This window comes from Nocardioides sp. WS12 (assembly GCF_014108865.1).
Classification (GTDB): Bacteria; Actinomycetota; Actinomycetes; order Propionibacteriales; family Nocardioidaceae; genus Nocardioides.
This window is the reverse complement of sequence record NZ_CP053928.1, coordinates 1,892,577-1,908,883: the sequence shown is the minus strand read 5'-3', so window position 1 is coordinate 1,908,883 and position 16,307 is coordinate 1,892,577. Positions and strand designations below refer to the sequence as shown.

Sequence of the window (16,307 nt, the reverse complement as noted above, 5' to 3'; positions counted from 1 at the left end):
GGCGTCATCGTAGGCTGCGGCGCGTGGAGTACTCCTACGACAGGGTCAACCCGGAAGCGGTGCTCGACACCGTTCAGCAACTGGAGCGCCGCATCGACGCGCGGTTCAGGAATCGCGGGCTGCGCAAGGTCGTCGGCGAGCTCGCCGGGGTGGTCGACGAGGTCAAGGAGTCGACCAGGGCGGTCCGGGGCCGGCGGGCCTGGCTGGCCAGCCTGTCCCGCTTCGGCATCATCCTGGTCATCCTCGTCGCCTTCAGCGTGATGGTGCTCGCCGTGCGCTCAGCGGCCATGGACGCACCCGACTCCGGGCTCGAGTGGCTTCCCGTCCTGGAGAGCGGCGTCAACGACCTGGTCTTCGCGGCGATCGCGATCTGGTTCCTCTACTCGGTGCCCGAGCGCCTCCAGCGCCAACGCCTGCTCACCTTGTTGCACCGGCTCCGTTCGCTCGCGCACATCGTCGACATGCACCAGTTGACCAAGGATCCCGAGCGGCTGCGCGAGACGTTCCGCAGCACCACCGAGAGCATCGACATGGAGCTGACCACAAAGGAACAGCTGGAGCACTACCTCGACTACTGCTCGGAACTGCTGAGCCTGATCGGCAAGACTGCGGCGCTGTGTGCGGAGGAGTCGCGCGACCCGATCGTGCTCGACACGGTCAGCACCATCGAAACGCTCACCGTGTCACTGGAGCGAAAGATCTGGCAGAAGATCGCGGTGCTGAACGCCGACCGCGGCAACGACCCGGCCGCTTAGGACCCCTGCGCAGCCAGCATCCGCGCGATCGTCCTCACCGCATCCGGATAGCCGGCCGGGTCCGGTCCGATGAACGTCAACCGCAGGTGCGGACCCGACGGCTCGGCCGGGAACCACTCGTCCCCCGAGGAGATCCAGACCCCTTCGTTGGCACAGTCACGGACCAGCCGATCGACGTCGGTACCGTCCGGGAGCCGGCACCACAGGTGGAGGCCGCCGGGTGGCACCAGGTCGAGTTGCAGCTCGGGTGCGTGGGCGCGGAGGCTGTCGACCAGCAGGCCGCGGCGGTCACGGAGTTGCTCGCGCAACCGGCGCAGGTGGGTCCGCCAGCCGGGGTCGGACACGACATCGAGCGCGGCCTGCTGGAGCAGGCCGCTGACGTACATCGACTCCGCCGCCCGGTCGGCCAGGATCCGGTCCCGCGCCGGTCCACGCGCGATCACGGCGGCGACGCGGATGCTCGGCGACATGCTCTTGGTGAGCGAGCGCAGGTAGACCACGTGGCCACCGTCGTCGAGGGCGGCGAGCGGGCGCGGGTCCGTGTCGATGCCGAAGTCGTGCGCCCAGTCGTCGTCGACCACGAAGGCTCCGTGGGCGCGGACCACGTCGAGGATCTCCTCGGCCCGGGCGAGGCTCCATTGGGCGCCCGTCGGGTTGGCGTAGTTGGGCTGGGCGTAGAACGCCCGGGCGCCGGTCTCACGGAAGGACCGATCGAGCTCCTCGGGGTCGGGGCCGGTGCCGTCGCTGGCCACCGGCACCGGTACGGGCTCGACGCCGGCCTGATGGGCCGCCTGGATCGCGCCCCAGTAGGTCGGTGACTCGACCAGCAGCGCCTGTCCCGGGGCGACCAGAGCGCGGAAGATCGAGGAGAGCGCGCTCTGACTACCGGGCGCGATCACCACGTCATTGGCGGTCACGGGCGCGAGGTCCTGCCGGGTCGACGTGGCCAGCTCGGCCGCGAACCAGGCACGCAGTTCCTGCAGGCCTGCCGAGGGCGGCCGCGAGGTCGCCGCGGCGCCCCGAGCGGCCCGACCCAGCGCGGCGCGCACCAGCCGCTCGGGCAGCAGGTCCGGACCGGGATAGCCCGCGTGCAGGGCCTGCGCTCCGGGTGGCGCGGTCTGCAGCGGTCCGGCGATGCGCGGGATCACGGACCGGGGGGTGCGCAGTGCGGCGCTCTGCCAGCCGAAGTCTGGTCCGCGACTGGGACGCACCGTGCGGACGAACGTGCCGACGCCGGGACGCGTCTCGAGCAGCCCCTCGGCCGCCAGGCGGCGCAGTGCCTTCTGGACGGTGACCGGGCTGGCGGCGTACTCAGCGACGAGTTGACGGGTCGAGGGCAGCTGGGCGCCGGCAGGCGCGTCGCGGATCCACGCTCGGATGCCCGCGACCAGACGGGAGGTGCTATCGTCATTCATGTCAGTACAGAGTAGCGCTATCGTCTCGCAGCGCAAGGTGCTATCGGCATCTCCGGCCGGTCTCGGTTGGGGATTCCTGGGCGTCCTCGCCTTCTCCTTCACGCTTCCGCTCACGCGGATCGCCCTCGAAGGCCTCTCGCCGCTGTTCATCGGCGCCGGCCGCGCAGTGGTCGCCGCACTCCTGGCTGCCACCGTCCTCACCGTCACGCGGCAGGCGCTCCCCCGCGGACGCCAGTGGCTCCAACTGCTCGTCGTCGCGGGTGGCGTCGTCGCGGGCTTCCCGCTGCTGACGTCCTACGCCCTGACCGAGGTGCCGGCCGCGCACGGTGCGGTGGTCATCGCCCTGCTGCCTGCCGCAACCGCCGTGATCGCCGTGCTCCGGACCGGAGAACGCCCCGTGCGCGCGTTCTGGATCTTCTCTGCGCTCGGTGCCGCCGCGGCGATCGCCTTCGCGGTCGCTCAGGGCGGTGGAATCAGCCACCTCCAGCGCGCCGACGTCCTGCTCTTCATCGGCGTCTTCGTCTGCGCCGCGGGGTACGCCGAGGGCGCCCTGCTCACCAAGGAACTCGGCCCGTGGCAGACCATCTCGTGGGGCCTGGTGGTCGCGCTCCCCGCGATGGCCGTGCTGACCGGGGTCAGCGTCGCCCAACAGCCGCCGAGCGGATCGATCGGCGTGTGGGCGTGCTTCGCCTACCTGTCGGTGATCAGCATGTATCTCGGCTTCTTCGCCTGGTACCACGGCCTGGCCATCGGCCCGATGGCACAGGTCAGCCAGGTCCAGTTGATCCAGCCGGTGCTGAGCATCGCGTGGGCGGGACTCCTGCTCGCCGAGCAGATCACCTGGCTCACCTTCGTCGGTGGCCTCGCGGTGATCCTGCTCGCGCGGGGCGCTACTTCTTCCCGCGCCCGTAGAGCCCCTTGATCACCTTGACCAACTGCTGCTCCGCCTTGTCGGTACGACGGAACGACGTCAACTCGATCGCCGGGCGGAACCGCTGACGCGCGATCGCGTGCGGATAGGTGAACTCGCGCAGCCCGTCGGCGCCGTGAATGCGGCCGAAGCCCGACTGGCCGACGCCGCCGAACGGCAGGGTCGGGATGCCGGCGAAGGAGATCACGCTGTTGATGGCGGTCATGCCGGCGCGGAGCTGCTCGGCGATCTCCATGCCCTTGTCCTTGGCGAACACGGTCGACCCGAGAGCGAACGGGGTGCCGTTGGCCAGCCGGATCGCCTCGTCCATGTTCTTGACCCGCGTGACCGTCACGGTCGGGCCGAACGTCTCCTCCTGGATGGCCGCGGAGTCCTCGGGGACGTCGACGAGAACGGTCGGCTGCACGTAGCGGGCACCCTCGGGCACCGGTCCGCCGACGACAGCCCGGCCACCGCGCGCGATGGCGTCGTCGATGTGGCGCCGGATGATCTCGACCTGGGACGGCATCGTGATCGGCCCGAGCTGGCCGCCCGGCTCCGCCTTGACCTTCTCGGCGGCCGTGACCAGCTGCTCGAGGAAGGTGTCGTAGACGCGGTCGTGGACGTAGACCCGCTCGACGCCGGCGCAGGTCTGGCCCGCGTTGCCGCATGCACCCCACAGGGCGGAGTCGACGGCCTCGGCGATGTCGGCGTCCGCGTCGACGATCATGGCGTCCTTGCCGCCGGCCTCGATCACGACGGGCGTCAGGGTCGCGGCCGCGGCGGCCATCACCCGCTTGCCCGTGGCGGTCGATCCGGTGAAGGCCACCTTGTCGACGCCGGACGTCGTCAGCGCAGCACCCGTTTCGCCGTACCCGGTCACGACCTGGAAGACGCCGTGGCCGACGGCCTCCTTGAAGGTCGCGGCGAGCCATTCGCCGATCCCGGGAGTGAACTCGGAGGGCTTGAAGACCACCCCGTTGCCTGCGGCGAGCGCGTAGGCGATGGAACCCATCGGGGTGAAGACGGGGTAGTTCCACGGACCGATGACGCCGATGACGCCCAGGGGGCGGTACTCGATCGTGGCGGCCTGATTGACCATCAGCAGGCCCGGCGACACCATCCGGCGCTTGAGCACCTTCTCGGCATGACTGCCGGCCCACGCGAGGTGGTCGATCGCGAGCGACGCCTCGAGGAGCGCGTCACCGTGCGGCTTGCCATTTTCACGGGACATCAGGGACGCGAGCTCGTCGAGGCGGTGGGCGATCACCTTGCGCCAGGCGGCGAGGGCCTTCTTGCGACCGTCGAATCCCAGCGCACGCCACCGCTCGGCTTCCTTGCGGACACTCGCCACGGTTGCCTGCACGTGCGCGGCGTCGTGGATGGGGTGGGTACCGACGACCTCACCGTTGGCGGGGTTGAGCGACGTGAAGGTCGCCGCGGAGGTCTCTGCGGGAGCGGTTTCGATGCTGGTCACCCTGTGAATCTACTGCCGTTCCGGAAGCGAAGGAACGTTCACAGGAACAAAAGCACCAGCACCAGGTGGGCTGCGATCACAACCCCGGCGAGCACGATCATCGCGACCGGTTTGCGGCGCGCGACCCACTCCGCGCCGAGGTAGGCGACGCTGATCAGTCCGAGCAGCACGGTGACGTGCAGGAGGACCGCCAGCGCGACACAACTGACCACCCCGGCGACGGCGAATCGCCCCCAGGTCAGCCCCAACAGGAGCGGTACGACGACCGCCCCCGCCAGTCCGCCGACCAACTCGACAGCGAACGACCGCCCCTCCCCCATCCAGGGGAGCCAGGCCACGACGTCGAACAGGTCGAGCGTGGCGATCACGCCGAGTGCGACGACGACGAGGATCGAGGCGAGGGCGGCGATCCGGTAGCGCCAGTGGCGGGTCGTGCTCCACGCGGTCGATCCACCCCAGATGGTGCCGAGGGTGACGGCCGACCACACGAGCCACTGGCGAATCGGGCCGATCATGCTGTCGCGCATGGCGCGGCGGAAGATCGCGTCCGCTGCGACCCGGTCGATCGGATCCTGTCCCGGCGGATAGCCGGTGGCGACGTAGTCGTGCGCGCCGACCATGCCGTCGTGGATCAGCGCCGCGGGCAGGTGCGCGCCGGTCTTCGGGACCAGCCAGGTGAACAGCGTCGGCACCGACGTGAAGTCGGTCTCGAAGGTGGCGGGGTCGGCCGGCACCAGGATCTCGCCGTACACGTCATCGCGGTACGCGATCCGGCGCAGCAGCAGGAAGGACTCCCGCTGCTTGCGCCCCGACGGCTTCTCGATCCGCTCGAGCATCACCTTCACCGGCAGGTCAGGGCGCGGCTCGCCCGGGGGCAGGCCCCCGTCGTAGAACTTCGACGGTTGCGGCTTCTCCGGCTCGAGGTCCATGGCCTGATTCTGCTCCCACCGGCCGACGAAATCCCCGACCCTCGTCAGCTGCAGCGGCCCTCGCCGAGCCGGACCAGTCCGTTGAGGTCACCGCGACCGAAGTCGCGCTGGCCGATGTTGTCCGCGAACATCAACTCCGCCGGGGAGTCGACGTGGTCCAGGCCGACCAGGTGGCCGAGCTCGTGCAACAGGATCGCGCGCTGGAACTCTTCGCCGTCGCGCTCGTCCTCGAGGTCGTCGAACGATGCGCTGTCGAGCGTGACACCGCCCGTGATGAAACGCAGCCGACCGTCGACACCTTCGCGGGCAGCGGCCCCGCCGAGTCCGGCGACGTTGCCCTTGAGTTCATCGACCTCCGACGCCGTGGCCCAGGAGATGAGGACCGGCTCACGTCGGCCGCCGAGGGGCACGAACGCGCCGTCCCACTTCGGTCGGCGATCGGTGGTGCCGTCGTACACGAAACGGAGGCCGGTGACCTCGGCGACGACCGCAACCGCTTCGCGCACGAAGTCGACCGTGTCCTCAGCGCCGTCGGGCGCACCGTCGGTGTTGACCTCGAAGTGGATCTCCTTGCACGGATCCCACGCAACCGGGTCGTCCGGGTTGCCGCGCTGGTGCTCCAGGAACGCGTACACCCCACCCGCGGGGACGTCGGCGGGCGTACCGAGTGGGTCGTCGCCGATTCCGATCAACCGGCGGAAGGCGCTGTTCTCACTGCCGGGTGCGAACAGGACGATGCCGGCCAGCAGGACGGCGCTGAGGAGCAGGACCAGTCCCGATCGCCAGCGCTCTCGCATGCGTCCAGCCTGTCACCCAGCCCCCAGTCACGCGCGAGGTGCGTGGGTTTCTCACACGAAGTGCGTGGGTTTCTTCATCGAGGTGCGTGGGTTTCTTCATCGAGGTGCGTGGGTTTCTTCATCGAGGTGCGCCTGGACCAGAGGCGTAGGCTCACTGACAGACGAATGAGGGAGTGCTCGTGAGTACTGCAAACCATTTGCTGGAGGCCCTGGAGCCGGTCGTTGCGGAGAATCTCGACCGCCACCTCGGTATGGCGCAGGAGTGGCACCCCCACGACTACGTCCCGTGGAGCCAGGGCCGCGACTTCGCATTCCTGGGTGGCGAGGACTGGTCGCCCGAACAGTCACGGCTCTCCGAAACCGCCAAGGCAGCGATGATCACCAACCTGCTGACCGAGGACAACCTGCCGTCGTACCACCGTGAGATCGCCACCCGGTTCGGTCGCGACGGCGCCTGGGGCACCTGGGTCGGCCGCTGGACCGCCGAAGAGAATCGCCACGGCATTGCCATGCGCGACTACCTGGTCGTGACCCGCGGGGTGGACCCGGTCGAGCTCGAGCGCGCCCGGATCGACTACATGACGTCCGGCTACGACTCAGGGGACAAGACGCCGCTGGAAGCGGTCACCTACGTGTCCTTCCAGGAGCTCGCCACCCGCGTCTCGCACCGCAACACCGGCAAGGTCACCAACGACCCCGTTGCGGACCGGATGCTCGCCCGGATCTCCAAGGACGAGAACCTGCACATGGTCTTCTACCGCAACATCGTGGGGGCCGCGTTGGAGCTCGCCCCCGACGAAACCATGCGTGCGATCGCCGACGAGGTCATCGGATTCGAGATGCCGGGCGCCACCATGGCCGGTTTTCGCCGCAACTCGATGATCATCGCCAAGGCCGGCATCTACGACTTGAGATTGCACCACGACGACGTGATCATGCCGATCCTGCGGCACTGGGACATCTTCGACCGCACCAACTTCAGCGCGGTCGGCGAACAGGCCCGCATTGAACTCGCGACGTTCCTCGAAGGCCTCGACGCCCAGGCGTCCCGCTTCGTGGAGCGCCGCGCAGAGAATCGCGCCCGGATCGCGGCCCGTTCGGACAGCGACACCACGCCGGACATCGCCTCCTGAGCCACCGCCGCCGGTGTCCCGACGGTTGCATCAACATTCCGCGTTCGTCAGCGGCCGGTCCACCGCGGCTCGCGCCGCTCGAAGAAGGCAGCAACGCCCTCCGCCACGTCGTTCGACGCCAGCAGCCGCGCCAGCGCGGCATGGCTGGCCTCCCAGGCCGCCGCTTCGTCCCCGTGGATCTCCCGGCGGGCCAACGTCAGTGCTTCCCGAGCGGCCAGCGGTGCGTTGCCGCAGATCGTCGCGGCGAGTCCCAGCGCAATGTCGAACGCCAACCCCGGTTCGACCAGCCGGTTCACGAACCCCAGCCGCTCGGCGCGCTCGGCGTCGAGGGACTCCCCCGTGAGCAGCATCTCGAGCGCGACGTTCGGCGGCAGCAACCGCGGCGCGCGGAAGACGCCACCGAAGTCGGCCAGCAGTCCGCGCTTGACCTCGGGGAACCCGAACGTCGCCGTACGCGAGGCCACGACGAGGTCGCAGCTCAACACCAGTTCGAACCCGCCACCCAGGGCGTACCCCTCGACGGCAGCGATCAGCGGCTTGGTGCGCTCCCGCGAGGTGAGTCCGGCGTAGCCACCACGATCGGTCGGCTCCCCCGGACCCTCCGCCAGGTCAGCACCGGCGCAGAAGACCGCCGGTCCTCCGGTGAGGACGCCGCACCACAAGTCGTCGTCGTCATCGAGCAGGTTGAGCGCCTCGTCGAGGCCCTGCGTCAGTTCAGCGTTGATCGCATTGCGCTTGTCGGGCCGGTTCAGGCCGATCACGAGGGTCCGCTCGACGCGGAGCGTCTGGACGGCCAGTGCGTTGTCCGACTCGGTCACCCCGTCAACCTAGACGGTTGATCCCCAGCATCGGCACCAGGAATCGGCGGGCGATGTCACCGAGCTGCCGATCGTCCTCGAGGTCGACCAACGCACTCGGCGTCATCAGGAACGATGTCGTGAGCCGCACCATGACCTCGGCCACCAAGTCGACGTCGACATCCGCGCCGATCTGGCCGGCTCCCTGCTCCCGGCGCAACTGGCCCGCGACGAACTGCGCAACCGTCGCGAGAGTGCGTCCCGTGGTCTCCAGCAGAGGTACGAGGGCCTGAGGTTCGGCCACCATCAATCCACCGATCAGGGCATTGCTCCTGATCGAACGCAGCGAGCTGATGAAGCCGAGCACGACGCGGTCCTCGACCGTATCGGCGGAAGCGATGTCGACGCGGAACTGGTCGAGGTAGCGGCGGAACTCGCGCAGCACGACCTGTTCGACCAGCGCCTCCTTGGAGCTGATCCGGCGGTAGACGGTGATCCGCGAGAGCCCGGCACGGCGCGCGACGTCGTCCATCGTGGTCCGCTGGATGCCGTGGCGGGAGAAGAGATCGGACGCCGCGTCCAGCAGGTCGGCGTTCGCTTCGTCGGCGGCCAGCGATGCGGCCATGTCGGCGAAGGCACGTTCGAGCAGTGATCCGACCGCATCAGCCACTGGTTCAGCTCCCTTGATCCGTGATACATAGATACTCAACGCGTATCACCGTACCAATGCCGACCAAGGAGTGTCCGATGCAGGGATTCAGCAGGCGGAGTCTGTTGCGCGGCAGCAGCGCGCTCGGAGCCGCAGGGGCCTTCGGAATCGTGATGCCGGCTGCGGCGTGGACATGGTCACCGACGTCGTCGGTCATCGGCACCGGGACCGGCCTGGATCCGCGCCAGGTCTGGGACGACGAAGCCGACTCCCTCGTCGCCGCGCTCTTCGAGCGGGGAGAGGTCGACCTGGTCAACGAACTCCTGGCCGCATGGACCCACAACGGTCAGGCACTCCCCGCAGGCCTGCCCGCCGACGTACGGATCTTCCTCGAGAAGGCCCGCCAACTGCCCGCTTGGACCGACCAGGCCAAGTTGTCGCGCGCGTTCTCGTTCTACGAGAAGCGCGGCCTCTACCTCGGCGTGCTGTACGGGCTCGGCAGCGGAATGATGAGCTGCGTCATCCCTCGCGAGGCCAAGGCGGTCTACTACTCCGCCGGCGGTGCCGAGATGAAGGACCGCATCGACAAGACCGCCAAGCTCGGCTACGACATCGGCGTCCGCGACGCCTTCGGCCCTGGCGGCCAGATGGTGGTCACATGCTTGAAGACCCGGCTCACCCACGCCGCTGTGCGCCACCTGCTTCCGAAGTCGAGCCACTGGCACGCGTCAGCCGATGAGGCCAAGCCGATCAGCCAGGCCGACATCATGGTGACCTGGCACAGCCTGGCCACCTTCTCGTTCAACAAGCTCACCGCGTGGGGTGTGCCCATGCCCTCCGGGGACTCTGCGGCATTCCTGCACCTGTGGCAGATCACCGCGCACCTGCTGGGTGTGGCCGACGAGTACATCCCGGCCAACTGGAGTGGGGCCAACGCCCAGTCCCGTCAGGTCCTCGACCCGATCCTCGCACCGACCACCGAGGGTGTGGCCCTCGCGAAGATCCTGCTCAACCTGGCCGCGAAGTACGACGGCGGCCTGACCAAGCCCATGCTGCACTCCTTCACGCGCTTCTGCCTCGGCGAGCAGATTGCCGACTGGCTCGAGGTTCCCAAGGAGCCGGTGACCGACCCCCTCGTGAAGGCCGGGTGGCCTCCGTTCATCGCGTTCCGCGAGGCGACGATGTGGTTCCCGTTCGCTCCGCAGGGCTACTGGCTGTTCGACGAGTTCCTCCGCCTCGGCGTGCGGTTCTTCCTCGGCGAGGGCAAGGTCACGAACATCACGATGCCGACGGGCAACAACCCGAACTACACCTGAGGCTCACGACCGGGACGCGCCGGGGCGGTCGACCAGGTCGACCAGTCGCTGCGGTGCCTGCAGGCAGTAGGAGTCGGTGAGAAGTTCCTCGAGCTCCTCCCAGTCGGAGCTGTCGTCGAGGAGCAGGCCGACGACATTGGCGCCCCATTCGCCCTTGAAGTACGGCGCCCCGAGGTGCTGGAACGCCATCACCTCCTCGGGTTCGGCGCGAAACACGATCCGGAACAACTGGTCCTCGCCGCCGAAGACGTGCGCGACCGTGGTCGTCGTACCCGCGACGCGCCAGCGGACTCCGGTCCACGCCTCCTCCTCGTGGCACTCCGGCAACGCCGCAAAGGTCTGGCGCAATCGGGCGAGGTAGGCCTCGGGGACATCGGGACGGGCGGGCACGGAAGAAATTTCCCACACCGCACCGACAGCCACCTCCCCAGGGACAACCGCCAGCAACGCCGGGGCGTCTTCTCTTCACCCGAACCGAGGAGTGCGCCATGAGAGCTCGTCTCGCCATCGCCCTGGCCGCCGTCCTTGCGTGCGCGGCCTGCGGCAACAAGGTCGAGGACGTCGCAGCCGAGCCGACGACGGCCGCCTCCAGCCCGAGCGCCACCGAGAGCTTCCCCGCGAGCACCCCCACCCCGGCGTCGTACGACGACAAAGCCCTCCTCCAGTCACTGGTGGCCCTGGCGACCGACCCGAGTGCCGACATGGCTGCGGCACTCCCCTTCGCCGCGCACGTCGACCTCGGACTCGGCACCCGCCTCGTCGCGACCCGCGCCCGCGCCGAGCTCGCCTCGATCGGGGCGTGGGACGTCGACCTCGCCGCCTTCCGCGGCCACGTCGGACCGTTCAACGCACTGGGCCTGATCGCCCGGCATGTCGAATCTGACGGCGACGACGGCTCCCTCGCCGGCTTCATGACCTCGATCGGCGAGCACCCGCACTGCGCCAATCCGCCGAACCCCGCTCCGGACGGCCTCGCCGGCCACCGACGCGTCTCCCTGCAGCCGACGGACGCCACGATCGACGGTTGCCTCGAGTGGTTCACCGTTGACCTGTTCCTCGACGACACGGGGACCATCGACACGGTCACCCTCGACATCTGGGAGCCCTGACCACGGCATACTCGCGTCGTGCCCACCCGCAGCCGTGCCGCGACGTACGCCAAGCGCCGCCAACGGCGGATGGCCAAGGTGGACCACGACCTGACCGACGACCAGTGGTTCGCGCTCATGGAGGTCTGGGGCGGCTGCGCCTACTGCGGAGCCGTGGATGCCGCGCTCCAGAAGGACTGCATCCTGCCGATCTCGCGGGGCGGTCGCTACACGTTGACGAATGTCGTGCCGGCCTGTCGGTCCTGCAACGCCAGCAAGTGCAACCTCGAGGTCACGGCGTGGATGCGCCGCAAGAAGCTCGACGAGCGCACGTTCCTGGTCCGGCAGGCCGAGACCCTGCAAACGCTCGCCTGAGACCCGCTGCACGGCACCAACCCTGATCACGTCGCGGCGTGCGTCCTGTCATTCCTGACGCAGGAGGGTGATGATCGGGAGGTGAGCGCGACCGAACCAGGGATCGGGTGGGGCAAGGTACTCACCCTGCTCACGATCCTCGCGATCGCGAACGTCTGGTTCAAGCCGTTCGAGAAGGACGAGCCGAGTCGTCACCTGGCAGCCCCGGTCAGCAGCGTCACGGAACAACTGGTGCGCCGTACGCCGGGATGGACACCGTTCGGCAAGGCGACCGTCACTCCGGGCATCCAGACCCTCACCGGCCGGGCGCAGTGCACGACCAACTTCGTCTTCACCGATGCGGCCGGCAACGTCTACCTCGGCCAGGCCGCGCACTGCGCGTCGGCGAGCGGCGACGAGATCAACGGCTGCAAGGCGCGGTCCAGGCCGCTCGGCACCAAGGTGACGTTCAACCTGCACGGCACGAAGTACGACGCCGGCCAGCAACTCGCGAAGGGGCGGCTCGCCTACAGCAGTTGGCACACGATGCGGAAGGTTGGCGAGAAGGACCCGAACGCCTGTCGCTTCAACGACTTCGCGCTGATCAAGGTGAACCCTCGCTACCGCAAGCTGATCAATCCGAGCATGCCGCACTGGGGCGGGCCGGACGGCCTCTCCGAGGGCGGTCTCTTCATCCTCGACCGCGCCTACGGCTTCGGTCGCTCCTCGCTGCGCCGCGACAACAGCCCCGCCTCCCGCCAGGCCGCCCAGACCATGGCCGACCAACCCGAGACCGAGGGTTGGGCCCACGTCATCATCGCCCCGTCGCCGGGCATCCCCGGCGACAGCGGGAGCGGGTACGTCGACGAGCACGGCCAGGCGCTCGGCACCCTGTCGACGCTGAGCGTCGGCAGCGTCCTCTACAACGTGCTCGGCGACCTGCTGCGGGAACTGGAGTACGCCCGCGAGCACTCCGGCATCCGCGACCTCCGACTGGAGCTCGGCACGGTGCCGTTCGACCAGGAGCGAGCAGAGGATGCCCGGGTCCTGGCTCAGTGAGCCGTCGCTCCTAGCCGTCTCGGCGGTGCGGTGAGATCAACGCCGTACGCACCGAGATGCCGATCTCACGGTTCCGCAGCGTGGTGATCCGCCGCCCCGGTTGGACCGCATCCTTGACCGGCCCGGTGCGCTCGCCGAGGAATACGGCCGCGGCGTCGATGTCGTCAACGGTGTACGTCAGACCCCACAGACTCGAGGACCCTTCCCCTGCTGAGTCCGGCGCACCGATGACCTCCAGGATCACGTCACCGAGCCGGAAGAAGGCCTGCCGCACCGGCGCTCCACCGAGCTCACCGTCGCGGACCCGACGCGCCTCCAGCCCGATGTCGCCGAGGGCAGCCAGCGTTCGCGGCAGATTCGGCGAGAGCAGCACGACGTGGTCGATGTGCGTCACCCCGTTGGCGTGCTGCGCCGGCTCCGCGAGCGGTGTGTCCGAAACCGTGGTCACGATCCCGTCCAGCTCCGTGAGCCCGGCCGGTACGTCGCGCAGTGACCAGCTGACGATGCCCTTGCCGTGCCCGGCCCCCGCCAACCGGAGCCGCACGGTTCCGACGCGACAGACCTCGTCATCGTCGACGGTGAATCCCGCTGCCACCCACGCCTCCGCGGCATCCGCGATGACGAGTTCGTCGATGCTCACATGCACGGTGGGACCCTACTCGCCCGTGTGGTGACGCTGTCCCGCGCTCAGCACGCACCAGGTGCGTGCTCAGCGCGGGCAAGACGACGGTTGAGTTCGTCGACGTCAGACGTTGAAGCGGAACTCCACCACGTCGCCATCAGCCATGACGTAGTCCTTGCCCTCCATGCGGACCTTGCCGGCTTCCTTGGCCTTGGCCATCGAGCCCAGCGCAGTCAGGTCGTCGAACGAGACGACCTCGGCCTTGATGAAGCCCTTCTGGAAGTCGGTGTGGATCACGCCGGCGGCCTCGGGGGCGGTGTCGCCCTTGCGGATCGTCCAGGCACGCGTTTCCTTGGGCCCAGCCGTCAGGTAGGTCTGCAGGCCGAGGGTTTCGAAGCCGACGCGGGCCAGGGTCTCGAGGCCGGGTTCGGTGACGCCGGCCTCGGCAAGGAACTCGGCGGCTTCTTCGTCGTCGAGCTCGACGAGCTCGGACTCGAACTTCGCGTCGAGGAAGATCGCCTCGGCGGGCGCGACGATCTCGCGCATCTTCGCCTTGAGGGCCTCGTCGGCGAGTTCGTCGGCGTCGCAGTTGAAGACGAAGATGAACGGCTTGGCGGTGAGCAGCGACAGCTCGCGGAGCAGTTCGCGGTCGATCTTGGTCGCGATGATCGGCGTACCGGACTCGAGCGCTTCCTTGGCTTCCTTGACGGCCTCCAGGTTCGCGACCAGGTCCTTGACCTTCCGCGACTCCTTCTCCAGCCGGACGATCGACTTCTCGACCGTCTCGAGGTCGGCGAAGATCAGCTCGGTCTGGATGGTGGAGATGTCGTTGGCGGGGTTGACCTCGCCGTCGACGTGGGTGACGTCCTCGTCGCGGAACACCCGGGTCACCTGGCAGATGGCTGCGGACTCGCGGATGTGCGACAGGAACTTGTTGCCCAGGCCCTCGCCCTGCGAGGCGCCGCGGACGATGCCGGCGATGTCGACGAACTCCACCGTCGCGGGAAGGATCCGCTCGGAGCCGTAGATCTCGGCGAGCTTCGGCAGGCGGGCGTCGGGTACGCCGACCACGCCCACATTGGGCTCGATGGTGGCGAACGGGTAGTTCGCCGCGAGGACGTCGTTCTTGGTCAGCGCGTTGAAGAGCGTTGACTTGCCTGCGTTCGGGAGACCGACGATGCCGATGGTGAGTGCCACGGGCGCTGAGTCTATGGCCGTACGACGGAGCGACCCGAATCAGCGAGGAGACACAGCGACGGCCCTCCCTGGGAGGCAGGGAGGGCCGTCGTCAGTGGAGCAGCTGTCAGGAGCCGTAGAGGGCCCTCACACCAGCGGCGTCGGACGCTTGGAACTCCAGGTCGCTCGAACTGCCGTTGCACTGCGGGTAGTGCATGATCGACGCCGCGTCGTACGGCGTCAGCGGACGCCAGTTGTTGTCCTCGAAGCAGGTGCCGGCCTCGGGGCGGGTGTGCTCGTGACGGAACCCGAGGGTGTGGCCGAGCTCGTGAGCCAGGATGTCGATCGGCTCCCAGTTGCCCGAGCTCCAGATCGAGTCGTCGATCAGCACGTTGCGCGACCGCTTGGCCGTGCTCGGGAAGAACGCACGGGCGATGTACTGCGAGGTGCTGACCGGCTCGACCGAGAACAGGACGTTGTTGTTGCGCGTGTTGCAGCTGCTGTTCTGCGCGGGGACGTAGACGAAGTTGACCTTCGACGACGCCGCCTCCCACAGCCCGGCGCCACCGGCCATCGCGGCAACGACGTCGGCGTGACGGGTGCCGAACTTGGTGCTCACGCAGTACGTGAGGTTCAGGGCCTGCGAGGCACTCCACTTGTCGTCGCGACCGCTCACGGTGTTGACGATGAGACCGTCGATCGGGACGTCGTCGGAGCCGACCATCCCCTCGTAGAACTTCTTCAGCCCACCCTTGGTGGATTCGACCTCGTCACCGTTGACGACGTAGGCACCGTCCACGTCGACGTAGGTCGAGGACTCGAACTCCTTGAAGGTCGGTACGGCGGAGCCGTCCTCGGCGGACGCCGACGTCGTGACGCCGGCAACGGCAGCCACCAGACATGTGGCTCCTACGGCGACCCTGCGGATTCGTGCTGACACTGTGCCACGACCTTTCATCCCATGATTGGCCTCCATTGTGGGGGCGCGGAGCCGTCCCGGATAGCCTCCTGAGGTGCGTATCGCAACCTGGAACGTGAATTCTCTTCGCTCGCGAATCGACCGGGTCGAGGCCTTCCTCGAGCGCCACGACATCGACGTGCTCGCGTTGCAGGAGATCAAGGCGCGCGAGGACCAGGTGCCGCTGATGGGCCTGCAGGCCCGCGGGTACGACGTCGCGGCCCATGGGCTGGACCAGTGGAACGGCGTGGCCCTGATCAGCCGGGTCGGCCTGGACGACGTGACGATCGGCTTCCCGGGTCAGCCGGGTTGGGGCGAGCCGCCGGTCGTGGAGGCGCGGGCGATCGGCGCAACCTGCGGCGGCGTACGGATCTGGAGTCTCTACATCCCCAACGGCCGCAAGCCGGAGGACCCGCACTACGCCTACAAGCTCGACTGGCTGGCGGGCCTGCACACCGCGGCGAACGACTGGCTCGGTACGCCGACTGCCCTCGTCGGGGACTGGAACATCTGCCCGACCGACGACGACGTCTTCGACGTCGCCCAGTTCCGCAACTCGACCCACGTGACGCCCGCCGAGCGTGCGGCGTTCCAGGGCTTCCTCGACAGCGGCTGGGCCGAGGTCACCCGCGAGCACGCGCCCGGCTACACGTACTGGGACTACTACCGCCAGCGGTTCGAGCGCGACCGCGGCCTGAAGATCGACTTCGTGGTCGGCTCCCCCGGCTTCGCCGAGCGCGTCACCGGCGCATTCATCGACCGCGACGAGCGGGACCCCGCCCAGAACACCGGCTCCCCGAGCGACCACGCACCCGTCATCGTCGACCTGGCCGACTGACGCTGCGGCGCGGGTCCGGACGACGGCCGTCCAG

General features: G+C 68.6%; 18 protein-coding genes. 8 read left to right on the top strand and 10 right to left on the bottom strand.

The features are described 5' to 3' along the window. The first annotated feature begins 23 nt into the window (after positions 1-23). On the top strand, positions 24-755 hold the full coding sequence (locus HRC28_RS09145; RefSeq protein WP_182379799.1) for a hypothetical protein: 732 nt from the start codon (positions 24-26) through the stop codon (positions 753-755). Here the strand turns inward: HRC28_RS09145 and HRC28_RS09140 are convergent. Then, positions 752-2,170 (bottom strand): PLP-dependent aminotransferase family protein, encoded by a 1,419-nt coding sequence (locus HRC28_RS09140; RefSeq protein ID WP_182379797.1) that lies wholly within the window; start codon positions 2,168-2,170, stop codon positions 752-754. The genes HRC28_RS09145 and HRC28_RS09140 overlap by 4 nt on opposite strands. 37 nt (positions 2,171-2,207) lie before the next feature. Between HRC28_RS09140 and HRC28_RS09135 the strand changes: the two genes are divergently transcribed. Beyond that, complete coding sequence (locus HRC28_RS09135; protein WP_237111764.1) at positions 2,208-3,092, top strand: DMT family transporter; 885 nt, start codon at positions 2,208-2,210, stop codon at positions 3,090-3,092. On the opposite strand, the gene HRC28_RS09130 is transcribed toward HRC28_RS09135, so the two are convergent. Genes HRC28_RS09130 through HRC28_RS09120 form a run of 3 tightly spaced genes read right to left on the bottom strand, consistent with a single transcriptional unit; the run spans position 3,061 to position 6,283 of the window. Further along, positions 3,061-4,557: an aldehyde dehydrogenase family protein gene (locus HRC28_RS09130; protein WP_182379793.1), complete on the bottom strand. Its 1,497-nt coding sequence runs from the start codon at positions 4,555-4,557 to the stop codon at positions 3,061-3,063. The genes HRC28_RS09135 and HRC28_RS09130 overlap by 32 nt on opposite strands. Before the next feature lie 38 nt (positions 4,558-4,595). Beyond that, complete coding sequence (locus tag HRC28_RS09125) at positions 4,596-5,486, bottom strand: DUF1353 domain-containing protein (RefSeq protein ID WP_182379791.1); 891 nt, start codon at positions 5,484-5,486, stop codon at positions 4,596-4,598. A gap of 44 nt (positions 5,487-5,530) precedes the next feature. Beyond that, on the bottom strand, positions 5,531-6,283 hold the full coding sequence (locus tag HRC28_RS09120; RefSeq protein WP_182379789.1) for a matrixin family metalloprotease: 753 nt from the start codon (positions 6,281-6,283) through the stop codon (positions 5,531-5,533). 179 nt (positions 6,284-6,462) lie between these two features. On the opposite strand from HRC28_RS09120, the gene HRC28_RS09115 reads away from it, so the two are divergent. Beyond that, complete coding sequence (locus HRC28_RS09115) at positions 6,463-7,416, top strand: acyl-ACP desaturase (protein ID WP_237111763.1); 954 nt, start codon at positions 6,463-6,465, stop codon at positions 7,414-7,416. A 47-nt stretch (positions 7,417-7,463) separates the two neighbouring features. On the opposite strand, the gene HRC28_RS09110 is transcribed toward HRC28_RS09115, so the two are convergent. Together HRC28_RS09110 and HRC28_RS09105 are read right to left on the bottom strand one after the other, a co-directional pair. Beyond that, complete coding sequence (locus HRC28_RS09110; protein ID WP_202033279.1) at positions 7,464-8,234, bottom strand: enoyl-CoA hydratase-related protein; 771 nt, start codon at positions 8,232-8,234, stop codon at positions 7,464-7,466. Between the two features lie 4 nt (positions 8,235-8,238). Then, entirely contained in the window at positions 8,239-8,883 is a 645-nt protein-coding gene (locus tag HRC28_RS09105; protein WP_237111762.1) for a TetR/AcrR family transcriptional regulator, read from the bottom strand. 77 nt (positions 8,884-8,960) lie between these two features. Here HRC28_RS09105 and HRC28_RS09100 point away from each other — a divergent pair, with 77 nt between their 5' ends. Further along, positions 8,961-10,178, top strand: coding sequence for an oxygenase MpaB family protein (locus HRC28_RS09100; protein WP_182379787.1), 1,218 nt, complete (start codon positions 8,961-8,963; stop codon positions 10,176-10,178). A gap of 3 nt (positions 10,179-10,181) precedes the next feature. Here the strand turns inward: HRC28_RS09100 and HRC28_RS09095 are convergent, their stop codons facing one another. Further along, a complete protein-coding gene (locus HRC28_RS09095; protein WP_182379786.1) occupies positions 10,182-10,568 on the bottom strand; it encodes an MmcQ/YjbR family DNA-binding protein in 387 nt (128 codons plus the stop codon). A gap of 98 nt (positions 10,569-10,666) precedes the next feature. On the opposite strand from HRC28_RS09095, the gene HRC28_RS09090 reads away from it, so the two are divergent. From HRC28_RS09090 to HRC28_RS09080, 3 genes are all read left to right on the top strand, one after another. Further along, entirely contained in the window at positions 10,667-11,287 is a 621-nt protein-coding gene (locus tag HRC28_RS09090; protein ID WP_182379785.1) for a hypothetical protein, read from the top strand. A gap of 18 nt (positions 11,288-11,305) precedes the next feature. Then, on the top strand, positions 11,306-11,641 hold the full coding sequence (locus HRC28_RS09085) for an HNH endonuclease (protein ID WP_182379784.1): 336 nt from the start codon (positions 11,306-11,308) through the stop codon (positions 11,639-11,641). Positions 11,642-11,722: 81 nt separating this feature from the next. Beyond that, positions 11,723-12,679, top strand: a complete 957-nt coding sequence (locus tag HRC28_RS09080) for a hypothetical protein (RefSeq protein ID WP_182379782.1) — start codon at positions 11,723-11,725, stop codon at positions 12,677-12,679. A gap of 10 nt (positions 12,680-12,689) precedes the next feature. Here HRC28_RS09080 and HRC28_RS09075 read toward each other — a convergent pair whose 3' ends face one another. The 3 genes from HRC28_RS09075 to HRC28_RS09065 all read right to left on the bottom strand — a co-directional run bounded on the left by HRC28_RS09075 (position 12,690) and on the right by HRC28_RS09065 (position 15,372). After that, positions 12,690-13,325: a glyoxalase gene (locus HRC28_RS09075; RefSeq protein ID WP_182379781.1), complete on the bottom strand. Its 636-nt coding sequence runs from the start codon at positions 13,323-13,325 to the stop codon at positions 12,690-12,692. A gap of 99 nt (positions 13,326-13,424) precedes the next feature. After that, a complete protein-coding gene (gene ychF / locus HRC28_RS09070; protein ID WP_182379780.1) occupies positions 13,425-14,498 on the bottom strand; it encodes a redox-regulated ATPase YchF in 1,074 nt (357 codons plus the stop codon). A gap of 106 nt (positions 14,499-14,604) precedes the next feature. After that, positions 14,605-15,372, bottom strand: a complete 768-nt coding sequence (locus HRC28_RS09065) for a M57 family metalloprotease (RefSeq protein WP_202033278.1) — start codon at positions 15,370-15,372, stop codon at positions 14,605-14,607. A 118-nt stretch (positions 15,373-15,490) separates the two neighbouring features. On the opposite strand from HRC28_RS09065, the gene HRC28_RS09060 reads away from it, so the two are divergent. Then, positions 15,491-16,273: an exodeoxyribonuclease III gene (locus tag HRC28_RS09060; protein WP_182379776.1), complete on the top strand. Its 783-nt coding sequence runs from the start codon at positions 15,491-15,493 to the stop codon at positions 16,271-16,273. Positions 16,274-16,307 lie beyond the last annotated feature (34 nt).

Bases quoted from the DNA above. Each gene is read 5' to 3' on its own strand.
- HRC28_RS09140 (WP_182379797.1), bottom strand. From the start codon at position 2,170: ATGAATGACGATAGCACCTCCCGTCTGGTCGCGGGCATCCGAGCGTGG.
- HRC28_RS09125 (WP_182379791.1), bottom strand. From the start codon at position 5,486: ATGGACCTCGAGCCGGAGAAGCCGCAACCGTCGAAGTTCTACGACGGG.
- HRC28_RS09120 (WP_182379789.1), bottom strand. From the start codon at position 6,283: ATGCGAGAGCGCTGGCGATCGGGACTGGTCCTGCTCCTCAGCGCCGTC.
- HRC28_RS09090 (WP_182379785.1), top strand. From the start codon at position 10,667: ATGAGAGCTCGTCTCGCCATCGCCCTGGCCGCCGTCCTTGCGTGCGCG.
- HRC28_RS09100 (WP_182379787.1), top strand. From the start codon at position 8,961: ATGCAGGGATTCAGCAGGCGGAGTCTGTTGCGCGGCAGCAGCGCGCTC.